The sequence below is a fragment of the Oerskovia sp. PE-21s genome, from assembly GCF_056158145.1.
Genome location: NZ_JBUXJM010000006.1, coordinates 254,596 through 276,737 on the forward strand (window position 1 = coordinate 254,596; position 22,142 = coordinate 276,737).

Consider the following 22,142-nt stretch of genomic DNA (forward strand, 5'->3'; position numbering starts at 1 on the left):
GGCTCAGGACTCCTTGAGCGCGATGGTCTCGACCATGTTCGCGACCTTCTCGAACGCGTCGGCGGCCTGCTCGAGGATCTCGATGACCTCCTTGAGCTTGATCAGGAGGATCGGGTCGGAGACGTTGTCGAAGAGCTCGGCGAGGAGCTTGCGGTGGATCTTGTCGGCCTGGTTCTCGAGGCGGTTGACCTCGACCCAGTACTCGGCGAGGTCGTTGAGCGAGCGCAGGCGCGGCATCGCCTCGGCGGTCAGCTCGGCCGCGCGCTGCAGGACCTGGACCTGCTCGCCGACGCGGGCGGGCAGCTCCTCGATCTTGTACAGGACGATGAGGTCCGCGGCCTCTTCCATGTAGTCCATACAGTCGTCGAGCGCGGAGGCCAGTCCGTAGATGTCGTCGCGGTCGAACGGCGTGACGAAGGTCTGGTTGAGGCGTCGCATGATGGTGTGCGTCGCGTCGTCGGCCAGGTGCTCGGTCTCCGCGAGCTTCTTGGCGAGCTCCTTGCGGGTCGGGCGGTCTGCGCCGAGCAGCTCGGCCAGGAGGTTCGCCCCGGTGACCAGGTGCTGAGCGGAGTCGGCGAGGAGGTCGAAGAACGAGGTATCGCGCGGGGTGAGGCGCAAGCGCACGGGAGGCTCCGAAAGGGCTGGACGCTGGTGGGTTTTCACAGGCAGATGACGACCGCACGAAGCGATCGTCACCCGGATGTCACAGGTGTTCTGTTGGAAGGTGACGCTGTGGTGAGTTGCGCCGAGAGGGCGCGTTAACGCATCTCTAACGCTCGTCAAATGTAACCGAACTGTCGCCTGAACGTTCAATCGCTCGCGGCGACCGGCGGGAGCCGCCGAGGGCCTCGAAAGGGCAGGCCGGACGGTGCTCACGTCGTGGTGGGAGCGACGCCGGGCCGGGAGCGCCTGTCGGCGCGAAGGCCGCTCGAAGCGGCTGATGTTGGAGCCCGGGGCTACCGCGACCCGACGTCGTGAACCATCGTACGCCCGCGTCCCGGAGGCTTCGAACCCGCAGGTCACAGGGCCTGTCGAGCCGTGGAGCGGGCCCCGGGGGTCCCGACGCGCGGGGAACGCGGAGCAGCCCGACGGCGCCGCGTCAGTCGAGCTTGTCGGCCCGCCACAACGCCGCGGAGTGCTCGAGCTCCTCGGCCGTGCGCAGCAGCGACGAGGCGCCGCGCGTCATGCGCAGCGCGGAGTCGGGGTCGCCGGCCTCGCGCGCGTCGGCGTCGAACGCGGCGCCCGTGGCGAGGATGCGGCAGAACGCGGCGGCTCGTTCGAGGGCCACGGCGAGGTCGCCGGCGAAGACGCCCGAGAGCACGGCGTCGGCGAGCTCGCGCACGTCCTCGGGTCCGGGCGGGCTGACGACGCCGGCGACGACCTCCTGGACGGGGGCCGCGTCGACGCCGAGACGGTAGCGCAGCGCCACGGTCTGCGGGTCGCGGCGCACCCACTCGCGCAGGACGTACAGGCGCCAGAGCGCGCCGGGGAGGGTCGCGGGGGCCGAGTCGGCCCAGAGGCCGGACACGACGTCGAGGCCTTCGGTCTCGACGAGGCGGATGAGGCGGTCGACGACCCGGGGGTCCTCGGCGGCGCGCGCGCCGTGCACGATCGCGGCGGCGGTCGTGTGGGCGATCTGGTCCCGCAGCGCGGGGTCGAGGTCGCCGGGGAGCTCGTCGGCCTCGCGCGGGTCGAGCATCGCGGGGCGGCGCGGACGGTGACTGGGTGTCGGTTGTTCGCTCACCTCTCGATCGTACGCAGGGTGCCCGACGGCGGAGCGCGGGGCGGGTGCGCAGGTGACTGGTCGTCGCCGGGCCGTGGTCGACGGCCGACCCGACCCTCGCTCCGGTACAAGCGTCCCAACAACATGCTCGCTGCAACTATTGCCTTCAGCAACCATCTGGGTTTATAGTTGCTTGCAGCAACTAAGGAGATCTCTCGCGTGCCCCTCTCCCCCACCCCCTCCCTCGAGGCCCCCGCCGCCCTGACGGCCGCCCCCTCGACAGCCCCGAGCGCCCCCCACAGCCACGTCCTCGACCTGCCCGTCAAGGAGCTCTCGGTCGCCCTCGAGGAGCTCAACCGCGCCCAGCGCGAGGTCTCGGCCCGCCTCGCGCGCGAGCTCGACTTCCCCCGGGCGTCGCTCGGTGCGCTGCGCCTCCTGCAGCGCTGCGGCCCCCTCCAGGTCACCGAGCTCGCGCACCACCTCAAGGTCGACCTGTCGGTCGCGAGCCGACAGGTGACGCACCTCGTCGACGCAGGACTGGTCGAGCGGACGGCGTGCGACGACGACCGACGTGCCCGCAGCGTGACGCTCACGCCCGAGGGCAGGGAGAAGGTCGACGAGACGTTCCGCCTCCTCATGAGCCGCACGTCCGAGACGTTCGCCGGCTGGACCGCCGAGGACCTGCGCGCCTCGATCGACCAGCTCGGACGCCTCACCGAGGCGCTCTCGCGCGCCTGACGACCCGCCCCCTCGGGCCTCGCGCCCCAGAACTACCGCCCAGGGCGACCCGCCCACCCGTCCCGGCCTCCGCCGTCGGGCACCGCTATGACGTCTCGACGACAAAGCACGACCTATGAATGTGAGTCCCGTATGAGCGCAACCACCACCATGACCCGCAGAGAGGTGCTGGAATCACTGTCCGGCATCCTCCTCGGGATGTTCGTCTCGATCCTCGCGACCTCCGTGGTCTCGAGCTCGCTGCCCAAGATCATCAACGACCTGAACGGGTCGCAGTCGTCGTTCACCTGGGTCGTCACCGCGACCCTGCTGACGACCACCATCTCGACCCCCATCTGGGGCAAGCTCGCCGACCTGACGAACCGCAAGGTCCTCATCCAGCTCGCGCTGGTCGTCTCGGTCGTCGCGTCGGCCCTCGCGGGCCTGTCGCAGAACGTCGGCACCCTCATCGCGTTCCGCGCCCTCCAGGGCATCGGTGCCGGTGGGCTCATGGCGCTCGCCATGGTCCTCATCTCCGACATCATCTCCCCGCGCGAGCGCGGCAAGTACATGGGCCTCATGGGCGCGATCATGGCCGTGAGCCAGATCGGCGGCCCCCTCCTCGGCGGTGTCCTGACCGACACCGTGAGCTGGCGCCTCAACTTCTTCGTGGGCCTGCCGTTCGCGATCGCCGCGATCGTCGTGCTGCAGCGCACGCTGCACCTGCCGCCCATCCCCCGCCGCGTCGTGAAGATCGACTACTGGGGTGCGCTGCTCATCAGCGTCGGCGTCTCGACCCTGCTGCTGTGGGTCACGTTCGCGGGCAACAACTTCGAGTGGGTCTCGTGGCAGAGCGCCGTCATGGTGATCGGGTCGCTGCTCGCCCTGGTCGCGGCCGTCCTCGTCGAGAAGAGCGCGGTCGAGCCCATCATCCCGCTGCACCTGTTCAAGAACCGCACGTTCGTCCTCGCGGTCCTCGCGAGCGTCGCGGTCGGCGTCGCGATGTTCGGCACCGCGGTCTTCCTCAGCCAGTACATGCAGGTCGCGCGCGGCAAGACGGCGACCGAGTCGGGTCTGCTGACCATCCCGATGATCGTCGGGACGTTCATCGCCTCGACCCTGATCGGGCAGCTCATCACGCGCACCGGCCGCTACAAGGCCTTCATGGTCACGGGCGGCGTGCTGCTCGTCGGGTCGCTGTTCGCGCTGTCGACGATCGACTACCACACGAGCTTCGTGCTCATCAGCGTCTACCTGTTCTTCCTGGGCGCGAGCATGGGCATGCTCATGCAGAACCTCGTGCTCGCGGTCCAGAACACCCTGGACGTCTCGGAGATGGGCGCCGGCACCTCGACCGTCGCGTTCTTCCGCACGCTCGGCGGAGCGATCGGCGTCTCCGTCCTGGGTGCGGTCCTCGCGAGCAAGGTCACGAGCTCCATCCAGGAGGGCCTGGCCAAGATGGGCGTGCCGAGCGACGGGACGGGCGGCACCGTGCCGGACGTCTCGACGCTCCCCGCCCCGATGCGCGACCTCGTCGAGCGCTCGTACGGCGAGGGCATCGCGGAGATCTTCCTCGTGGCCGTGCCCCTCGCGGTCATCGGCCTGATCTGCGTGCTGTTCCTCAAGGAGGTCCCGCTCGGCACCAAGTCCGGTCTCGACGAGCGCCTCGAGCGCGAGCTCGCAGCCGGCCTGCCCGACCTGACCGACGAGATCGAGCAGGAGCACGAGGGCGACTTCGCGGCCGCCGAGGGCTCGGTCCTCACGGGGGCCGGGGACGGCCCCGCTCGTGGGGGCAGCACCTCGCGCTGACCTCCTTCTCGCAGGACCTCACCCGGGGCCGTCGTGGATGCGTGTTCCACGGCGGCCCCGCCGCACGCCATGATGGGGCGTGTGATCCCGCCCTCGCCGACCGACCAGCCGGAGCCGACTGTGTCCTCAACGCCCACCCCGCCCCCCGCCGACGAGTCGCCGCTCTACGCGCTCGAACGCGAGCTCCGCGTCCTGACGCGCCGAGCGGGCTCGTCCGCGAACGCGATGGCCAAGCGCATCCACCCCGACCTCGACGCGAGCGCGTACCCGCTGCTCGCCCACATCTGGGCCAACCCGGGCGTGCGCGGGTCGGACCTCGCGCAGCAGTTCGGGGTGGGGCGCGCGACGATCTCGCGGCAGCTCGCCCGGCTCGAGTCGGTCGGGATGGTGGACCGCGAGGTCGACCCCGAGGACTCCCGCGGCCAGATCATCACGCTCACCGAGGCCGGGGAGACGCTGCTGCGGACCACGCACGAGCGTCGCGTCGACTCGATCTCCCAGGCCCTGAGCGACTGGTCGCCCGACGACGTCGCGGCCCTCGCCGCCCTGCTCCACCGGTACTCGGAGGACGTCGTGCGCTGGCAGGCGTCGCGCTGACATGACGTCGGGTGACGCGCCGACGGGGCGGCCGGGCGTCGCGCCCCCGGCGTGGTCTGCCCGACGGCGCAGCCGCCTGCGCGTCCTGGCCGTCCTCGCGGCCGTGGTCGCGCTGGGCCTCGTGGTGACGACGCAGGTCCCCGACCCCGTCGGTGACGTGGTCGGGGACCTGCTGTACGCCGTCGCGGTCTACGTGGCGCTCGTGCTCGTGGCCCCTCGGCTGCGGCCGTGGGTGGCCGGGACCGTGACGCTCGCGTGGTGCTGGCTCGTCGAGGTCCTGCAGGCGACGCCTGTCGTGGCGGCCGTGCTGGACGTCGTGCCCGCGGCCGCGTGGGTGCTCGGGAGCACCTTCAACGCGCGCGACCTGGTGCTCTACCTCGTGGGCGTGCTGCTCGCGGTCGGCCTCGACACCCTCGTAGGTGTCAGGACGTCGGAGGTGTCAGAACGAGCGTGACCTCGAGGTCACGCTCGTTCTGACAGGTGCTGCAGTGCCGCGGGCTCAGGCGCCGGCGTCCTCGAACGTCAGGCTGAGGCTGTTCATGCAGAACCGGTCGCCCGTCGGGGTCTGCGGCGCGTCGTCGAACACGTGACCCAGGTGCGAGCCGCAGTTGGCGCACCGCACCTCGGTACGGACCATGCCGTGGCTCCGGTCCTGGATCAGCTCGACCGCGTCCGACTCCTTGGGCGCGTAGAAGCTCGGCCACCCGCAGTGCGAGTCGAACTTGGTGTCCGACCGGAACAGTTCGTGCCCGCAGGCCCGGCACCGGTAGACGCCCTCGCGCTTCTCGTCGAGGAGCTCGCCGGTCCAGGGGCGCTCGGTGCCGGCCTGCCGGAGCACCGCGTACTCGTCAGGAGCCAGCTCCTCTCGCCACTGGGCGTCGGGCTTGGCCACCGGATACACCTTCTGCGAGAACAGGCTTCCGGTCGTGTCGTGGGTCTCGTTGGTCATGCTCCACCTCCGACAGCGACAACCGTGCCGGGTCTCCGGCTGTTCCCGGACGGTCCTGCCGCCGAGGGTGACGGGGCGCTTCCGCCGGGACGCAGAGGACCCCGGTGATGATCCGAAGATCACCACCGGGGTCCTCAAGCACGTCGTCACCCTCGGCGACGGAACCCGTCACGCTCGGCGGGCGAGCGGACGAGCGCGTCCGTCAGTACGACGACGACGAGTACACCGTCGCCGAGCCGCCACCGCGCTGCGCGCGACCGCGACCGCCACGACGACGAGCCTGCGCACCAGCGCCGCCCTCGCCGCCCTGCGCCGACTGGCCGCGACCACCCTGGGCGCGCTGCGCCGTCGGGCCTGCGGTCTTGGCCGGGGCCGACGTCCGCGTCGCACGCGTCCCACCGTTGCGCGACGGCGTGCCACGACGGGCCTGCGTCTGCGGCGGCGTGATGTCCGCGGGGCGCACGTACTCGGCGACCTCGCCGACGAGCGACGTGATCGCCGCGTCACCGGGGGCGACGGGCTGCGGCTGCGCCGTGATCTTCGCCTTGCGGGTCAGGTCCTTCACGTCGCTGCGCTGCTCGGGGAGCATGACGGTCACGACGACGCCCTCGGAGCCGGCGCGAGCCGTACGGCCCGAGCGGTGCAGGTACGCCTTGTGCTCGGCCGGCGGGTCGACGTGCACGACCAGCTCGATCTCGTCGACGTGGATGCCGCGCGCCGCGATGTCGGTCGCGACGAGCACGCGGACGGACCCGTTCGAGAACGCCTCGAGGTTGCGCTCACGCGCGCCCTGGCCGAGGTTCCCGTGCAGGTCGACCGACGGGATGCCCTGGGCCGTGAGCTGCTTCGCGAGCTTCTTCGCCTGGTGCTTGGTGCGCGTGAACAGGACACGACGGCCCGTGCCCGACGCGAGCTGCTGCACGACGTCCTTCTTCGCGTCCGCGTCACGGACCGCGAAGATGTGGTGCGTCATGTTGGAGACGGGCGACTCGGCCGAGTCGACCGAGTGGCTCACCGGGTTGCTCAGGTACCGCTTGACGAGCTGGTCCACGCCGTTGTCGAGCGTCGCGGAGAACAGCAGGCGCTGGCCGCGCGTCGGGGTCTTGTCCATGATGCGCTTGACGCCGGGCAGGAAGCCCAGGTCGGCCATGTGGTCGGCCTCGTCGAGGACCGTGATCTCGATGCCGTCGAGCGACAGGACGCGCTGGTTGAGGAGGTCCTCGAGGCGGCCCGGGCACGCGATGACGATGTCGACGCCCGCGTTCAGGGCGCTGACCTGGCGGCTCTGCGCGACGCCACCGAAGATGGTCGTCGTGTTCAGGCCCAGGGCCTTCGCGAGCGGCTCCATCGTGGCGTTGATCTGGTTCGCGAGCTCACGCGTCGGGCACAGGACCAGGGCGCGGGGGCGACGAGCGGCACGGCGCGTGTCCGACTGGGACAGGCGCGTGACGACCGGCAGCGAGAACGCGAGGGTCTTGCCCGAGCCCGTGCGGCCACGGCCCAGGACGTCGCGGCCCTTGAGCGTGTCCGGCAGCGAGGCCACCTGGATGGGGAACGGCGACTCGATGCCCTGGCTCGAGAGCTCACGGACCACCGTGGTCGGGATCGCGAAGTCGGCGAACGTCAGGCCCTCGGGCACGACGGTCGGGACCGACGAACGTTCCACGGCGGGACGCTGCTCGCGCTGCTCGCGGGGAGCGCGCTGCTCACGGTTGCCACCGGCAGGGCGGCCCTGGCCGGCGCCGCGGCCGTCGCGCGAGTCGCGCTCACGGACCGGGCGACCGTCACGGGTCACCTTGGCGGGACGCGAGTCGCGGTTGTCGCGCTCGTCGCGGGCCGGGCGGGCCCGGTCGTCACGAGCCGGGCGGTTGGTGTCGCGGGACTGCTGTCCCTGCGACGAGCTGGTACGGGGGGCTGCGGCGTTCGGGCGCACGGCAGCACGAATGGGGTTGTTCAAGGGTTTGCCTCTCGGGCGTAGGGTCGGGGTTCGCCGCAAGAAATCCAGGGAACTCCACGACGCTGGGCGCGCAGAGATGCGCAGCCACGGTCCCCACTCTCTCATGACTGGGGCGCGCGTGCGTCGATGGTGATCGACGTCTCCACATCCCTCACCGATCCCTCACCTCCCCGGTTGCTCGCCCAGGAGCTCGCCCGGACCTCGCACGTCCCGCACCTGCGGGCGTGGTGGAATGTCGCCCGTGGACTTCATGAGCTCCGTGGGCGACGTCATCGGTCAGATCTGGTCGGCGGCCACGACCCCCGTGCCCGCACCGGCCTCCGCGGTCGTGCTGTCGATGTCGCTCGTCGCGCTGATCGTCGTGGTGTTCACGCCCGTGTGGCGGGTCGCCCGGCACGTCGTGACGATCGCGCACGAGGGCGCGCACGCCATCGCGGCCCTGCTCACCGGAAGGCGTCTGACGGGCATCCGCCTGCACTCCGACACGTCGGGCCTGACGGTCTCCTACGGCAAGCCGCGCGGCTTCGGCATGGTCCTCACGGCCTTCATGGGCTACGTCGGCCCGGGCCTCGTGGGGCTCGGGGCGGCCGCGCTGCTGCGGGCGGGCTACGCCGTCGGGCTCCTGTGGCTCCTCGTGCTGCTGCTGACCCTGATGCTGCTGCAGATCCGCAACTGGTTCGGCCTGTGGTCCGTGCTGGTGAGCGGCGTGGCACTCGTCGTCGTGTCGTGGGCCGCGACACCGCCCGTGCAGAGCGCCGTCGCGTACGCCGTGACGTGGTTCCTGCTGCTGGGCGCGATCCGGCCCGTCCTGGAGCTGCAGATCTCCCGCAGCCGCGGCAAGGCCCGCCAGTCCGACGCCGACATGCTCGCGCGGCTCACCGGCATCCCCGGGCTCGTGTGGGTCGGGGTGTTCCTGCTCGTGACCGTCGGAGCCGCTGTGCTGGGCGGGTACTGGATCGTGTCGCCGGCGGCCCCGTGAGCCTGCTGGCCCACCGCAGCGGGTGACGACCCCAGGGCGAGCCTCACCCACCCTGCCTAGCATCGGGACATGGCTCTCTCCCCCGCGTCCTCCGCCGTCTCGCTCGCGGCACTGCTCGGCTCGTCCGGCGTCGTGCACCTGGTGCGTCCGCAGGTCTTCGAGCCCCTGATCCCCGACGCTCTCGGGGACCCGCGCCCGTGGGTCACGTGGAGCGGCGTGGCCGAGCTGGCGTGCGCGACGGCGCTGCTCGTCCCGGCCACGCGTCGCGCCGGGGGCCTCGCGAGCGCCGCGCTGCTGGTGGGCGTCTTCCCCGGGAACGTGAAGATGGCGCTCGACTCGCACCCCGGCGCCCGGTCGTGGGCCCGCAGGCCCGTGGTGGCGTGGGGACGCCTGCCGGTCCAGGTGCCGCTCGTGGCGTGGGCACTGGGGGTCGCGCGGCACGGCTGAGCGCCCCTCGCCGTCGACGTCGTCAGAGCGCACGCCGACGGGCCGCCCGCTGTTCGCGGACGGCCCGTCGGGGTGATCGGGTGCGTAGCCCTGGCCGGGCCGGGAACCTTCCGAGGAGGAGGGGGGTCGGCTCCCGGGACGGGCGGGCCGCGCAACCGGTCGAGACGTGGTGTGGGCTGTCAGGCCCCGCAGGTGGTGCCGGGCCGGTCAGGCCTGCGGCGCGGGCCGGTCAGGCCTGCGGCGTGAGGACGAACCCGGGGCCCTCGGTCGCACGAGGGTCCGTGTCAAGCGTGAGGTTCGCGAGCGCGATCGAGGTGGTCGGCTCGACGAAGACTCGTGCGTCGCCGCTCTCGACGACCGTGTCGTCGGGCTGCGGGCTCGGGACGAGGGCCAGCTCGAAGTCGCCGGACTGCGGCGCCGACTCGGCGATCCGGAGTCCGCCACCGTCGGGCACTCCGGCCCGCGTGGTGAGGTCCTGGACTGCATCGCGGGCGTTGTCGGTCAGGGTGAGCATGGAAGCTCCTCTCGGTTGCCTGGGGACGCACGGGCAGCCTTGCGACGAACCCTCGGCGTGCGCCTTTCGGTTGCCTCCAACCAAACAAGGATCGGGCCCGATCGCAAGGCCAGGGACCGATTCACGGCGTGTCTCTCAAGAAATGGGATCGAGCGCGACAAGCCCTCGCGGATCGGGTTAAGGTCCGCGCCCGCGGGAGGCGCGGGCCCCCGCGGCCGCCGCCGCTGGGCCGCCGTCGGGCCGCCGCTGGAACGCCGTTGAGTGCGGAGCAGTTGTCGTGCATCGTGCCGTCTCACGACAACTACTCCGCACTCGACCCCGGCCGGCAGGCGCCGGTGGGAGCATGGCGCCCATGACTACGCTTCACTCACCGGACCACTGGGCCGTCTACAACGCCGCCCAGCCGGGCCGCGACGCCCGGGCTCTGTGTCGCGAGGTGATGGCGCTCGCAGGTCCGGGAGCGGGCAGGCAGGCGATCGACCTGGGGTGCGGCGCGGGCGTCGAGTCCGCCGCGCTGCTGGCTGCGGGGTGGCGTGTCCACGCGGTCGACGGCGAGCCGGCCACCCCGTCGCTCGTGCGGGCCACCGCGGGCGGTGAGGAGGGAGACGGGCTGAGCGTCGCCGTCGTGCCGTTCGCCGACCTGGTGCTGCCACCCGCCGACCTCCTCTATGCCGGGTACTCGCTGCCGTACGCGGCGCCCGACGACTTCCCGCGCGTCTGGGCCGAGATCCGCCGCGCGCTGCGCCCTGGCGCGTGGCTGGCGGTGAACCTGTTCGGCGTGCACGACTCGTTCGCGGGGACGATCGACGGGACCTTCCTGACGCGCCCCGAGGCCGAGGCCCTGTTCGACGGGCTCGACGTCGTCGAGGTCCGCGAGGAGGACGAGGACGGCGAGTCGTTCAGCGGCCCCAAGCACTGGCACGTCTTCGACGTCCTCGCGCGCGTCCCGCGCTGAGGCTCCGCCGGGGCTTCCCCGGCCCGACGACGCCGCTCACCACCCGTGGTCGGGTCGCCGTGAGCAGGGGCTCGGCGCGTAGACTCTGCGCGGGCCTTGGTGCCGCCTCGGACGAGGCGCGCGCACGGTGCCCGGGCCTCTAGCTCAATGGCAGAGCTGCGGACTTTTAATCCGTAGGTTGTGGGTTCGAGTCCCACGGGGCCCACCGAAACCGTTGGAAATACTGGGTTTCAGATACCCCGATGCTCGCCATCGTGGCTAAATCCCCCACTTACCCCCCTCTTTGACCGTTCGCGCTGGACGGTTCACTGTCACCACGTCTCACGATGTGGGTGAAACTCGGCACGAAGTCGCGATGGACGAACCAGTCCAAGCTCAAACGCCTGTACCCTCCGAGCATGCCAACTGAGACAGCGGCGGAGCGGCCGCTCTCACATCAGCTCTTTGACGATGACATACCAGTGTCCGCACTCAAGGAACAGATCAGCCTAGCTGTACTCAAGGTCATAGCATCCACCGCTGGCCTGGATGTCGGCGCGTGGGGAACGGACTACGACGGCTTCGACGCAACCGTGCGCTCGGATCACGACTTCACTCCGTACCTAGCCGGACCGAAGCTCGACGTTCAGTTGAAGTGCACCGGCCAAGAGCGCGTACTCAAGGGCAAACACCTCTCCTGGAGTCTAGACGCACGAACATGCAAGAAGCTCTCTAGTGGGAACCGGGGGACGATGGCAGTCTTCTGCGTCGTCACCGTTCCAAACGAACCTGGCCACTGGCTCTCCTGGCCCGACGACGGTCTCCTCACACATTGCAAGGCCTACTTCCTGCGCGGAAGCGAGATTCCCCCTATCGGAGACGACAAGGAATCGCAGACGCTCCACCTTCCGTACGAGAACCTGTTGACGCCCACATCTCTTCAGTCACTCATGGAAGAGGCTGCTCGATGGAGGTGGCAATGAACACGTACACGCGCGCACTGAGCGAGTTCACCGAGGTCCTAACACCACGCGGACTTTCGCGTTTCCTAGCCGCACAATCGTGGGCACTGCACTCGAAACGCCCATTCATGGAGACCTGGGCGCACTCCCCGGAGCACAGCGGTCGTCTAGAGTATGTTCACATCCCGACCGATAAATCGGATGTCGATTTCGACAAGCGCCTCTACGAAGCCTCAACGGAGATTGCCTCCGTTTTCGACTGGTCCGTCAGTGAACTTGCCGAAAAGGTTGCCGCCATCCATGCAGACCTCTTTTTTGTTCGGGTCACGCAAGCATCACCGGATGGCACCATCCCCCTGCATCGGGCGAGCGAGTTGATCGACTCCATTGAAAAGATGGTGAAGACCGCCGCAATCATCACCGGAAATCCAAAAGCGAGCGGGAAAGGACGGACCTCGGAACGTGTAAAGACCTTCCTTGAAGACGACCTTCGCATGGGTCACACAAAACGTGGCAGCTTCATCATCACAATCGCTGCCCGACTGCACGACGACCTGCCCAAGGCCGTCTCAGATTTGCCTGATGCGCCTCAGGAATCGGTTACAGAATCCGACGCCGAAATTCCTGACGACATGACCACCGCGGAGCCTGAAGTCGCGCCACAACTCGACTTCTCGCGGCGTGTGATGACAACCCTCTCCCGAGGACTAGACGCGACTCGACGACATCTGGAGGAAAGCGACGACTACCTTGATTTCGAGGAGGCTCGCGCAGACGGGATGACTTCGCAGTTGGTTGAGGCTATCGAGGAGATTGCTGACGGCTTTGGTCGGAGCGAGGTAGACATGAGTTTCAACTGGACACCGAGCGTTCGTCAAGCTGAACCAGCCGTAGACAAAGTCATCTTCTCACGCCACGCAATAGAAAATGCGCCCGCAACAATAGACCGGTTCAATCGCGCAGAATCTGACCTCACGATTGAGACAATCGTTGGACCTGTGATTGCCCTATCGCGCGATATCACCTCCTTGAGCGACGAGACCGGGGATGTCATAATCCAGGCCGATGTCCAGGGTTCGCTGAAGCGCGTCGGAGTCACGCTAAGCGGACATGACTACAACTGGGCAATCTACGCCCATCGAAACAGATTCCCATTCACCGTCACTGGAACCCTGGGGAAGAAGGGACGCAGTTGGCATCTCCTCGACTCTGTGGAGACCGACACGCGCTTCCTAAAGGAGCGTCGACGTGAGTTTATTGAACGCCTTGGCGGGGATGCTCCTGACGAGATTCTCCCACCCAATGATTGATGATCGTCGCCATTTCGCCTGCTGACGATTCAACGGGAGCGACCTGGCGAGAATCGACTCGCCGGCCACCATGTGCCATGTGTTGCTAGGACTGCCCCTGAGGGCAGTGAGTCTTCACCGCCTGCCACTCGCCGCCCGTCGACTTCTCGAAACGCCCGGTCCTGGACCGTCGCTGGTAGTGCAGCCTGCACTCATCCTGGAACCCCACATGATCCCGGTTGCAGGCCTCGACGCTGCACGGTTCGGGCTGCGCACCTCACGGAGAGGCGCCGTGCGCTCGAACCGCTCCAACACGAGGTGTGCCTGCTCCTCGGTGAGTGCCCATCGCCCTGTGGGCGTGCGATCCCATCCCTGTTCTGCGAGCCATGCCCACACGCTGTTGCGTGAGACCCCAACCTTCTTAGCCAATTCTCGTACAGTCCGCTCCCCTGCCATGCGGGCAGCGTGGTCAGGGGCGGGGCCTCGTGGTCAGGGGTTCTCAACCCTGCATGGCCCTGGGCCCATGCCGGGGAGCGCGCGGGACGTCGTCGGGTTCGCGCACGAGGCCCAGGTCGATGCCAGGCCTGGCCGGAACGGCCCACCAACCTCTCTCCGTGTCGGCGTCGTAGTGGATGACCAGGCCGTGCGGGTACAGGCGACGTTCCATACTCGCCAGGATGCGCGTGCGTTCCTTGTCGACCGTCAGGCCGTCCTCCCTACGGGAGTGTGACCGAACAGCTTGCGCCTCAACCGTCACGGCGTGCTCCGGGCGCACCTTCCACGGGATGCGTTTCGGGTGGGCGGGGTTACGGTCCAGGCCCCGGCGCTTTCGCCACATCGACAGCGCCTCCGTGGTCACCTCAATACCCATGTGTTCCTTCAGAAAGGCGGCGATCTGGGTCGCGCTCATGCCTACGTCCTCGTAAAGGCGTTCTACGAGCCGATCGGGGATTTTCTTTGCCGCCATACATGGATCCTCATCTACTTGGCCAGGACTTCCCAGCTTGCGTCGTCCTCCCAAATGCAGAGCTCATCAATCATCGGTCGTACTGCATCCAACACCGGCCCCGCTGTCGCGCCACCGCGCGCCATGTCCCCAGCCAACTTTCCAAGACCTGCCGTCAGGTCCGCCAATTGAATCCGAGAATCGAATCGGGAATCGACGAGCGACACTCCGACCAGCGGAACCGGATACGGAAAGTCGGGGTGAGGATCATTGAGCACTCTAACCATATCGTCGATCAAGTTCGATGTAAGTACTGACTGCTGGTCGTGCACGATACGTACTGGCCTATTTGTCAAATCCGCCCAGGCGCGCGCAGTCTGCGGGATGGATGGTATCAGTGGATCCAAGTTTGGGAACCCTCCAGATCCTGGGCTGTTGTAAAAACTCGCCTGGGCACGAGCGGACCAGATGAGGTCCAGAATAGTCGACACGTCTTGCCTGTGACTTCTCAATCGGACATCGTCGATGATCGCGAAGAACTCTTCTAGCGTGGTCTTTTCGCCCCGCCTTTGCGACGATCGAAGCAACGAAACAAATGCCCGCATGAGACGGTCCCAGTACGTTGAACCAAGCGCCTTTCGTCCATGCTTGAAAAGCAGAGATGCCATCTCGTGTGCGGTCCCGTCATCGTGGAGATGAATGCCACGATCATGGAACTCTTCCTCCACAAGAAGGTCAATCACCTTCCCCACGGCGAAAGACTCCTTGTCCACCAGGTACACATGGGTGCGGCCACTCATTGGTCCTCCTGCGGAAAAGAATTCGGTGAGGGCTTCAAGTCTCCACCCCTTCAAGGCGTCTTTACCCTTCAATTCTCCGCTATTCTTCAGCCGAAGACTCTGACGTATCTCCGCCGCCAAGGCGTCTGCTTCATCGACGGTTAAGTCGACGCTCCCGTGGGCGAAGACGCGAGACCCGCCTTCTAGAATGTTCTCGCCTTCAGATCCGCTTTCGTCACATGCAATCTCTAGTACTTCTCGTTCAGTCATCGAGTCCTCAATGTGGGGTTGTTTGATTCTCGGGTACAACATGGGCCCCCTCGTCGCATTTAAAGCACACTTGCCGCGCGGGTGGTAACCGGGCGCCGATCCATGTACACGTCCGTGGTGAGGCTCGGGTTCGCATGCCCGAGCTGCCCAGCGATCTCACGCGCCGACATGTGGGCCTGGTCCATGAGCGTCGCCGCCGTCTTGCGGAACGTGTGGGACGTGGCCCACCCGAACCCGGCCCGGTCAAGCAATGTGCGCAGGGTCTTCGTGGTGTTCGACGGGTCCCGTAGCTTGCCCATCGGTGAGGAGAACACGACGTCCGTCTCATCGAACTTGCCGGCGTCCAGGAGCATGGTGCGTCGGATCACGAGTCGGTCCGCGAGCCACGGGGGAAGCAGGAGGACGCGCCGGCTGGAATCGGACGCGTGCCGGTGCGTCTTCGTCTCCTCCTGCACCACCAGACCCACGCCAGGAAGGCGCACGAGTGTCGCGTCGATACTCGCGGTCGGGTTCGCACCGTCCAGGTTGAGACGAGACCAGCGCAGGGCGCACGCCTCCCCCAGCCGCGCGCCCGTGCCGGCGAGGAACGCGATCAGATCCCCCAGATCGTGAGCTTGGGCGCGAGGGTCGGTGTCCATAAATGCCATCACCTGGTCACGCTCTTCGAGAGTGAACGCACGCGTAGTGTCCCGGGCAGCGCCCTTGCGCTTCACGGACCCCTTGCGCTTGATGCGGTCCGCCTCCCTGACCGGGTTCGCTGGGATCGCACCGTGACGCACTGCAAGGCCCATCACGGAGGACAGAACCGTCTTGGCGGTCTTTGCCACGGCAGGGCCCCCGTCCGCAGTGATGGACACCAGGGCACGGTTAATCGCAGCCACGTTGACCTCACGCACAGTCCACCCAGCCAGTGGCCCGGTGCCCTTGTCCTGAGGCCCGCCGCTGAGCACGTACCGGTCGAGCACGGACGAGTAGACGGCCTTGGTGTTGGCCGCATGATCGTCGCTAGAACGCATGCCCTCAGCCCACTGCTGAGCCAGCTCCTCGAACGTGGTCGACCCGGAGATGCTGCCCTTGGTGACGGGCGCGACGCGCTCCCGCAGAGACTCCTCGAGCACTCGCCGCGCCTCGGTCTTCGTGGCCCCGTACCGTTCGACGTCACGAACGATGCCATCCGCATCACGGACCTTGGCCCGAGCACGCCACCGGTCAGCCTTGCGCGTCCCCTCGGGCGCCGCCTGGTACTTCCCAGAGTCAGTGAGCACCTGGGCCGTGGTAGCAACGTTGCCCCACTCCCCGATCTTCATGCGTGGGCGACCCATGATCCGCTCCCATCCTCGGTGTAGTGACCACACCGTAGCGCGTATCCGGGGGATGCGTAAAGGGTGAAGCGTGATTGGTGGCCGCACGGAGGCCTGCGTCGCTGCCAGCTTGGGCAGTCCCATATTTTTCACCCCCTCCGAGCCTTCTAGGCAGTTCGGAACGTTTCCCCAGGTCGTCGTACAAGTGCCTATACAACGGCGAAAGCACATGAACCAGAATGTGCCAGAAGAGCGGGGCGCGTCGTTGGTTGCTGGAATGATCTATGGTACGCAGTCGCCACTGCGGACACCCAGGGGAAGGACAAGCAATGGCAAGAACACCTATCCCGCGAAGCGTAGCAGGCTTGCCGGTCGAACCAGAGAGAAAGTTCCTCACTGAGCGCGATCTAGCAGAGCGCTGGGGCGTCCACCCCGGATTCCTCGCGAAGCTCCGATGCAAGGGTCAGGGCCCAAGTTATCGGAAGTTCGGTTCCAACGTTCGGTACGCACTGCACGACGTGAACGCGTACGAAGACTCGTGCCAGGTGACCACCAAGGAGTCCGCGTGACAGTCAAGGCGGCCCGCCCCGAGACCCTCTCGCAGGCCCGCACGTGGGAGCGCATCAAGAACCGCTACGTCAGGCACGGCTGCTGCCATGCCTGCGCCTCCCAGCTCGCGTACGGACACCAGCTCGGGTTCTCAGCTCTGCTGGAACAGCCATGCACAGCCGATTCCGACCTGATCGCAGCACTGCCCAAGCCGCAGGTGAACGGGTGGCACTCGCTGCGCGCACCACTCTCGCCACACGGCGATCTGATGCGAACGGGCGGCGAAGTGGGCTCACCGGACCTAGAAGCGCTGGGGTTCGCACGGACGGGGCGCGCGATACCCGTATCAGCGCCTTCAACAGCCGCCTGACTCGAAGCCACCCGCAAGGGCTCATCGCCTAGTAAACCCCTAGAGGGCTCAACCCAGACTCCCCATGGGACAGTCCTGCCCTTTCGGGGACCCCAAACTCCCCCATTCTCAATGGATTGGATCACCCATGAGTGTTTTCCGCAGAACCGGCGCCGCGTTCAACGAGGGCGCACCACTAGGGGCGTCGTTCAACATTGCCCAGAACACGGACAATGACAAGGATGCTGCCCGCACGGGTGGCGTGTTTGGTCGTCAGGCGGGGTTCACGAGGCCTGCCCTGTCGAACGCTTCTCCTTTGCCGAACGCCCCGCGTAAGGCCCTGTCCACGGGGTCGTCTTCGTCGCCGGCGTCGTGGGTGTTGAAGGCCATGCAGGTGCCCGTCACGGAGATGGGGAACCTGTTCGAGGCGCGTGGCCGGTCCACTGGTGACGCGGCGAAGACTGTCGCGACGGGTGAGGGCAACCAGACGAACGCCCTGGGGCGCCTCCTCAAGGGTGTCCCCATTGTTGGTGGCTGGCTGGGTGGCCTGGGCGGTGCCGACGAGACTGAACGCGAGTACTTCCAGGCGTCGCAGGACGCTGAGGCGTCTGTTGCGCAAACGGCGTGGGAGTACGGGCGGTCACAGTTCACTCCTGATGGGCGCCTGGCGGGGCAGTGGAACGCGTCTACGGGGCGCACTGAGCTGCCCCTGATCGATGACCCGCAGTTGCGTGGTGACCGGGCTGAGTACTTTGGTTCTGGTGGTCAGCGGTGGGCGACGGGTGTCGCTGATGCGGCGTTCTCCATCTACGCTGACCCGCTGATTGTTGGGTCTGCTGGTGCGTCGGCTGCGGTGAAGGCGTCGCGTGCCGTGGACGGTCTGGATGTGGCGGCTGCCGCGAACGCGTCCCGCCTGAACCGTGCCGCTGACACGACCGTGCAGGCGGAGGGAAAGGCTTCCCGTTTCCAGTCGTCGGTCGAGCGTGTCACGGACCGCTACTACGACGTCTTGGGCACCCCTGGTGGCCTGGCTGCTGTGGCGAAGGACCCCCTGCTGTCGCAGACGACGGATGCCGGTGCCGTGGCGTACATGATGCGCCGCGCACGGGACATTGGCGTGGACGAGGTCGACTCAAAGACCCTCATGGACACGGTGATCTATGCGGGTGCGGGTGACCGTAAGGCCCTGTCGATGCTGTCGGAGCGTTCGCAGGAACTCTCCGTCGAGCTGGACATGATGCTCGCCCCGAACTTGGACACGGCTGCTGTCGCGGTCCTGTCGAAGCCGGACGTGCCGCACGGCACTGCGTTGAAGGCGTTGGATGATGACGCCTTGGTGAAGCGCCAGTTGGCGGTGCAGCAGGACGAGATTCGTGAAGAGCTTGGCGCGTTGCAGCGTGTCATGGATGCGGGCACGGGTGGCCTGGGTGTGGACGCGGTTGGTCCTGTGCGGGCTGGTATGGCTGCGGCTGGGATCACGCACCGCCCGGGCATGGTTGCCGAGGCCCTGGCGAACCGTCAGGCGGCGCTGGCGCGGGTGCAGAAGACGCTTGCTACGTCGCCCGGGTTGAAGCCCGTGCACCTCGTTGCTGGCCGGCGCATCCCGCAGACGTTGAAGCTGTCTGACGATGACGCGTACGAGGGTTTCGCTGCGGCAACTGCCCGCGTAGAGGGCATGCTGCGCAAGGACAAGAACACTGCCGCGTTGCAGAAGTTCGCCAGCCTGCGGGACGACTTCGTGTCGGCTCGTGGCGCGACGGACCCGGGCCTGTCCCGCACGCAGCGCCATGACGTCGTGCGCGAGTTCGAGAAGCTGTCTGAGGACTACATGGTGTCGCGGCATTCGTCGCCTACCCGGCCTGCGGCTGAGGTGCGTGCGGTGGTGCGCGAGGTCATGGGGCGTCGCACGGCGGAGCTCGAGCGGTTGCAGCTCTCGGCGAAGCAGGCCGTAGATGCGGACACTGCCGCGACGATGGTTGGCGATGATGGCGTGTACGCGTTGACCCCTGACCTGGCGAAGTCGATTGCGACGTCGCAGTTTCAGGACACGGTGTCAGTGATCGACTTCAAGGCCGTTGATGCGGCCCTCAAGGCGAAGTACACGCCGGGCATGATGGTCCTGCGTGACGGCGTGTGGAAGCCCACTGAGGCATTCGTCGCCGCCATGAGCGACCTCTGGAAGCTCGCAGTCCTCTTCCGCCCGTTCGGGTACCCGGTGCGTGTGCAGGTCGACACGCAGGCCCGCGCCCTGGCGCACATCGGTGTGTTGACGCACGGCCTGACCGCGATGCGCGGCACGGGCAACATGCTCTCCAACCTGGGCCGTGTCGATAAGGCCGCATCGGAGCTGTTCCAACGGAAGCTGCTGGCGTCGTCGAGGCTTGACGACCTGGACACGCAGATCGCGAACGCGACGGGGAAGAAGACCTTGAAGCGGCTGCACGCTGAGCGTGCGGAGCAGCAGCACATCCTGGACTTGACGCCGCAGGCGTTCAAGGCTCAGACGGGTGACGAGTTCGCTGGGAAGATTCAGCGCAGCAAGACGCCGTTGAAGAAGGTGCAGGGGTCGTCGGCGACGATGGACCCCCGCACGGGGGAGTTCACTCCTCCTGCCGTGACGGACGCCTACCAGGGTGTTGAGGGGTTCGCCCGTGTGCATGACATGGAGGATGCTCGCGCGTCCATCATGGGGCTCATGGACACGCAGCGGTCCTTGCTGAACCGTGACCTGCGCAGCACTGGCAGGTACAACCTGCAAGGGTTTGACCCGCAGGCGCCGGGCAGGTGGAACGACGCCTATCTGACGGCGGTGAACCACCATGTGCGTAACGATCACGTGTTGAAGGCGATTGCTGGTGGTGCTGATGACGAGTCGTTGCTGACGTGGATGCGTCAGGACCCGGCTGGGCGTGAGTACTGGGCTTCGATGGCGACGAACAAGCGCGGTGACGCGAAGTGGTTGTCGCCGGCTGACCTGCTCGCAGCTCAACGGCAGCACGTTGACGCGTTGCTCCCTACGGATGAGATCCGCAACCGGGCGATGCATGGTTCGTTGCGCGCTGAGGACATCGGTGTGGCGTTCCCTGATGGGGCGTCGCGCCCGGTCATCCCTCACAACTTGAAGGAGACCCTGGACCAGGGCAACCCCCTGGTGAACGGGTACCAGAAGTCGAGGAGCTTCTACTTCAAGGTTGTGGCGGAGATCCCGGAGACCGTGATGGGCCGGCACCCGTTCTACAAGGACGCGTTCCAGCGCCGCATCGACGGTCTCATTTCGTCGACAGGTCGTGAGGTGGACACGTTGACGAAGGGTGAGGTGCAGGCGTTGCGGAACCGGGCGGACATGCTGGCCCGCAGGGACGTCGCGCATGTCATGTTCGACACGTCGAAGCAGACGAACCTGGGTTACCACATGCGTTTCCTCATGCCGTTCTATGCGGCGTGGGAGGACACGATGGTGAAGTGGGCTCGGATCGCGGGGGAGCGGTGGGAAGTTGCACCGTTGATGGTGAAGGCCTTGGAGGCCCCGAACAAGATGTTCGAGGTTGTGGATGAGGACGGTAACCGCATCCTTCCCAATGGTGACGTCGTGCGTGTGGACGAGAACGGTAAGCCGTACGGTGAGGTCATCCGTAAGGAGACTGACCCGACGAAGGGGTACATCCTGCTGCCGATCCCGAAGGCTATCGCGGATTGGGCTGGTGTGGATGAGAAGGTCCGCATCAACAAGGGTTCCTTGAACGTCATCTTCCAGGGTGACCCGTTCTGGTTGCCTGGCCCTGGCCCGTTGATGTCGATCCCAGCTAATGAGGTCATGGTGCGTGCGTTGCCGGAGATGTTCGGCAACAACGCGGCGTGGGCTGAGCACCCCATCGGTAAGTGGCTACTTCCCTACGGGCCGACACCCAACGGGATCGTCGACCAGGCCACCCCGATGTGGGTCAAGAACGTCGCCACCGCCCTCCGCCAAGACATGGACGAAGACCGCTTCTCCCAGACCTACGCCCAGCTCCTTGCTGAGGAGATGCAGGCGCAGTCGGTGGGTAACACGGATCAGAAGTCGAAGGCGGACACGTTGGCGTTGGTGGCGAATCGTGCCCGTAACTTCTACATCATGAAGGCGTTTGGTTCGCAGTCGCCGTTCTCCACGAGCCCGCAGGGCAGGTTGGAGTGGTACCGGCAGGAGTGGAATCGTTACATCGAGCAGTACGGTAATGAGGCGCAGGACAAGTTCTTGGCCGACTACCCGGACTACTTTGACATGACGATCTCTTTGTCGTTGAACGAGGCTGGGGTTCGGGCGTCGGATGATGCGATGGGTGAGGCCACGAAGTACCGCAAGTGGATTGCGACGAAGCCTGAGTATGGGTGGGCGTATGCGGGTGCGGCGAACATTGGGGGCGAGTTCTCTCAGGGTGCGTACGCGCAGCAGAAGCGGCAGACCATTGGCCCGGGTACGGATAAGACGTTCCGGTCCACGAAGGACCCTGTGGCGGCGTATGACGATGTGCAGGTGGCTAAGGGTTGGGCGGAGTGGAACAAGTTCACTACCGCGCAGAACTTGAAGCTTGAGGAGTTGGGGTTGACTTTGCGTTCGAAGGACGCGGGGGAGATTCGTGAACTGCGGGATGAGTACTTGTCGATGATGAAGCAGAAGAACCCGGCGTGGGCTGACGCCTTCGAGTCTGGGTTCAGCGGTGACGCGGCGGTGAAGTTCTTGTCTCACATGGGTACAACGCTCAAGTCGGAGCCGAAGTTGGCGAAGCGGTCGGACATGGCCCTCCTTGCGGAGTACATGCAGTCGCGTGACGCTGTCCGCGAAGTCATGCAAGCACTCGGGCTCAAGTCCCTCGACTCCCAGGCGGCCCAAGAGGCCGGCCTCACAGGCATCTGGGACGACTACGTCCAGGGCCTCGTAGCCGAAGACATCGGCTTCGAAGCCATGCACTCCCGAATCCTTGCCAGCGACGACCTAAGCGCGGAGGTAGTCACCGATGCCTGAAGCGACCACCAGTCGGGCGGAAGCCGAGGCGAGGGCTGAACGGCCCCTCACGTGGGCAACCCGCCTCCT

At 66.8% G+C, this 22,142-nt stretch carries 19 protein-coding genes and 1 tRNA gene; 12 read left to right on the forward strand and 8 right to left on the reverse strand.

What is annotated here, in order from left to right; translation table 11 throughout:
- Window positions 1-3: 3 nt before the first annotated feature.
- Window positions 4-624 carry a DUF47 domain-containing protein gene (locus ACZDYF_RS13670; RefSeq protein ID WP_030151734.1) on the reverse strand — a complete coding sequence of 207 codons (621 nt, stop codon included), beginning with the start codon at window positions 622-624 and terminating at the stop codon, window positions 4-6.
- Window positions 625-1,099: 475 nt separating this feature from the next.
- Complete coding sequence (locus ACZDYF_RS13675) at window positions 1,100-1,699, reverse strand: hypothetical protein (RefSeq protein ID WP_475057927.1); 600 nt, start codon at window positions 1,697-1,699, stop codon at window positions 1,100-1,102.
- Window positions 1,700-1,942: 243 nt separating this feature from the next.
- On the opposite strand from ACZDYF_RS13675, the gene ACZDYF_RS13680 reads away from it, so the two are divergent.
- The 4 genes from ACZDYF_RS13680 (at window position 1,943) to ACZDYF_RS13695 (ending at window position 5,300) form a co-directional block, all read left to right on the forward strand.
- Window positions 1,943-2,461 carry a MarR family winged helix-turn-helix transcriptional regulator gene (locus tag ACZDYF_RS13680; RefSeq protein ID WP_475057803.1) on the forward strand — a complete coding sequence of 173 codons (519 nt, stop codon included), beginning with the start codon at window positions 1,943-1,945 and terminating at the stop codon, window positions 2,459-2,461.
- A 132-nt stretch (window positions 2,462-2,593) separates the two neighbouring features.
- The gene (locus ACZDYF_RS13685) at window positions 2,594-4,249 is read left to right on the forward strand and encodes an MDR family MFS transporter (protein WP_364076741.1); all 1,656 of its coding nucleotides are present in this window, start codon (window positions 2,594-2,596) and stop codon (window positions 4,247-4,249) included.
- A gap of 120 nt (window positions 4,250-4,369) precedes the next feature.
- Window positions 4,370-4,846, forward strand: a complete 477-nt coding sequence (locus ACZDYF_RS13690) for a MarR family winged helix-turn-helix transcriptional regulator (RefSeq protein ID WP_307823948.1) — start codon at window positions 4,370-4,372, stop codon at window positions 4,844-4,846.
- A gap of 1 nt (window position 4,847) precedes the next feature.
- Window positions 4,848-5,300, forward strand: a complete 453-nt coding sequence (locus ACZDYF_RS13695) for a DUF2809 domain-containing protein (protein ID WP_475057810.1) — start codon at window positions 4,848-4,850, stop codon at window positions 5,298-5,300.
- Between the two features lie 45 nt (window positions 5,301-5,345).
- Here the strand turns inward: ACZDYF_RS13695 and msrB are convergent, their stop codons facing one another.
- Window positions 5,346-5,795: a peptide-methionine (R)-S-oxide reductase MsrB gene (msrB, locus tag ACZDYF_RS13700; protein WP_051703022.1), complete on the reverse strand. Its 450-nt coding sequence runs from the start codon at window positions 5,793-5,795 to the stop codon at window positions 5,346-5,348.
- A 202-nt stretch (window positions 5,796-5,997) separates the two neighbouring features.
- Window positions 5,998-7,422, reverse strand: a complete 1,425-nt coding sequence (locus ACZDYF_RS13705; protein WP_475057931.1) for a DEAD/DEAH box helicase — start codon at window positions 7,420-7,422, stop codon at window positions 5,998-6,000.
- Window positions 7,423-7,984: 562 nt separating this feature from the next.
- On the opposite strand from ACZDYF_RS13705, the gene ACZDYF_RS13710 reads away from it, so the two are divergent.
- Both ACZDYF_RS13710 and ACZDYF_RS13715 read left to right on the forward strand, forming a co-directional pair.
- Window positions 7,985-8,731, forward strand: a complete 747-nt coding sequence (locus ACZDYF_RS13710; RefSeq protein WP_204807408.1) for a M50 family metallopeptidase — start codon at window positions 7,985-7,987, stop codon at window positions 8,729-8,731.
- A gap of 69 nt (window positions 8,732-8,800) precedes the next feature.
- Window positions 8,801-9,178: a DoxX family protein gene (locus ACZDYF_RS13715; protein WP_204807406.1), complete on the forward strand. Its 378-nt coding sequence runs from the start codon at window positions 8,801-8,803 to the stop codon at window positions 9,176-9,178.
- Window positions 9,179-9,407: 229 nt separating this feature from the next.
- On the opposite strand, the gene ACZDYF_RS13720 is transcribed toward ACZDYF_RS13715, so the two are convergent.
- Entirely contained in the window at window positions 9,408-9,692 is a 285-nt protein-coding gene (locus ACZDYF_RS13720) for an iron-sulfur cluster biosynthesis family protein (protein ID WP_191792120.1), read from the reverse strand.
- A 352-nt stretch (window positions 9,693-10,044) separates the two neighbouring features.
- Between ACZDYF_RS13720 and ACZDYF_RS13725 the strand changes: the two genes are divergently transcribed.
- From ACZDYF_RS13725 to ACZDYF_RS13740, 4 genes are all read left to right on the forward strand, one after another.
- Complete coding sequence (locus ACZDYF_RS13725; protein ID WP_475057827.1) at window positions 10,045-10,647, forward strand: class I SAM-dependent methyltransferase; 603 nt, start codon at window positions 10,045-10,047, stop codon at window positions 10,645-10,647.
- Between the two features lie 133 nt (window positions 10,648-10,780).
- Window positions 10,781-10,852 (forward strand) — tRNA-Lys (locus ACZDYF_RS13730).
- Window positions 10,853-11,045: 193 nt separating this feature from the next.
- Complete coding sequence (locus ACZDYF_RS13735; RefSeq protein ID WP_475057830.1) at window positions 11,046-11,609, forward strand: DUF4365 domain-containing protein; 564 nt, start codon at window positions 11,046-11,048, stop codon at window positions 11,607-11,609.
- Complete coding sequence (locus tag ACZDYF_RS13740; RefSeq protein ID WP_475057833.1) at window positions 11,606-12,898, forward strand: hypothetical protein; 1,293 nt, start codon at window positions 11,606-11,608, stop codon at window positions 12,896-12,898. Before ACZDYF_RS13735 ends, ACZDYF_RS13740 begins: the two co-directional genes overlap by 4 nt.
- Before the next feature lie 478 nt (window positions 12,899-13,376).
- Here the strand turns inward: ACZDYF_RS13740 and ACZDYF_RS13745 are convergent, their stop codons facing one another.
- The 3 genes from ACZDYF_RS13745 to ACZDYF_RS13755 all read right to left on the reverse strand — a co-directional run bounded on the left by ACZDYF_RS13745 (window position 13,377) and on the right by ACZDYF_RS13755 (window position 16,179).
- The gene (locus ACZDYF_RS13745) at window positions 13,377-13,787 is read right to left on the reverse strand and encodes a hypothetical protein (RefSeq protein ID WP_475057836.1); all 411 of its coding nucleotides are present in this window, start codon (window positions 13,785-13,787) and stop codon (window positions 13,377-13,379) included.
- 71 nt (window positions 13,788-13,858) lie between these two features.
- Window positions 13,859-14,914, reverse strand: coding sequence for a hypothetical protein (locus ACZDYF_RS13750; RefSeq protein WP_475057839.1), 1,056 nt, complete (start codon window positions 14,912-14,914; stop codon window positions 13,859-13,861).
- A 17-nt stretch (window positions 14,915-14,931) separates the two neighbouring features.
- Entirely contained in the window at window positions 14,932-16,179 is a 1,248-nt protein-coding gene (locus ACZDYF_RS13755) for a site-specific integrase (RefSeq protein WP_475057843.1), read from the reverse strand.
- 559 nt (window positions 16,180-16,738) lie between these two features.
- Here ACZDYF_RS13755 and ACZDYF_RS13760 point away from each other — a divergent pair.
- Window positions 16,739-17,092 (forward strand): hypothetical protein, encoded by a 354-nt coding sequence (locus ACZDYF_RS13760; RefSeq protein ID WP_475057846.1) that lies wholly within the window; start codon window positions 16,739-16,741, stop codon window positions 17,090-17,092.
- Window positions 17,093-17,219: 127 nt separating this feature from the next.
- Complete coding sequence (locus ACZDYF_RS13765) at window positions 17,220-22,073, forward strand: hypothetical protein (RefSeq protein WP_475057849.1); 4,854 nt, start codon at window positions 17,220-17,222, stop codon at window positions 22,071-22,073.
- Window positions 22,074-22,142: the final 69 nt, after the last annotated feature.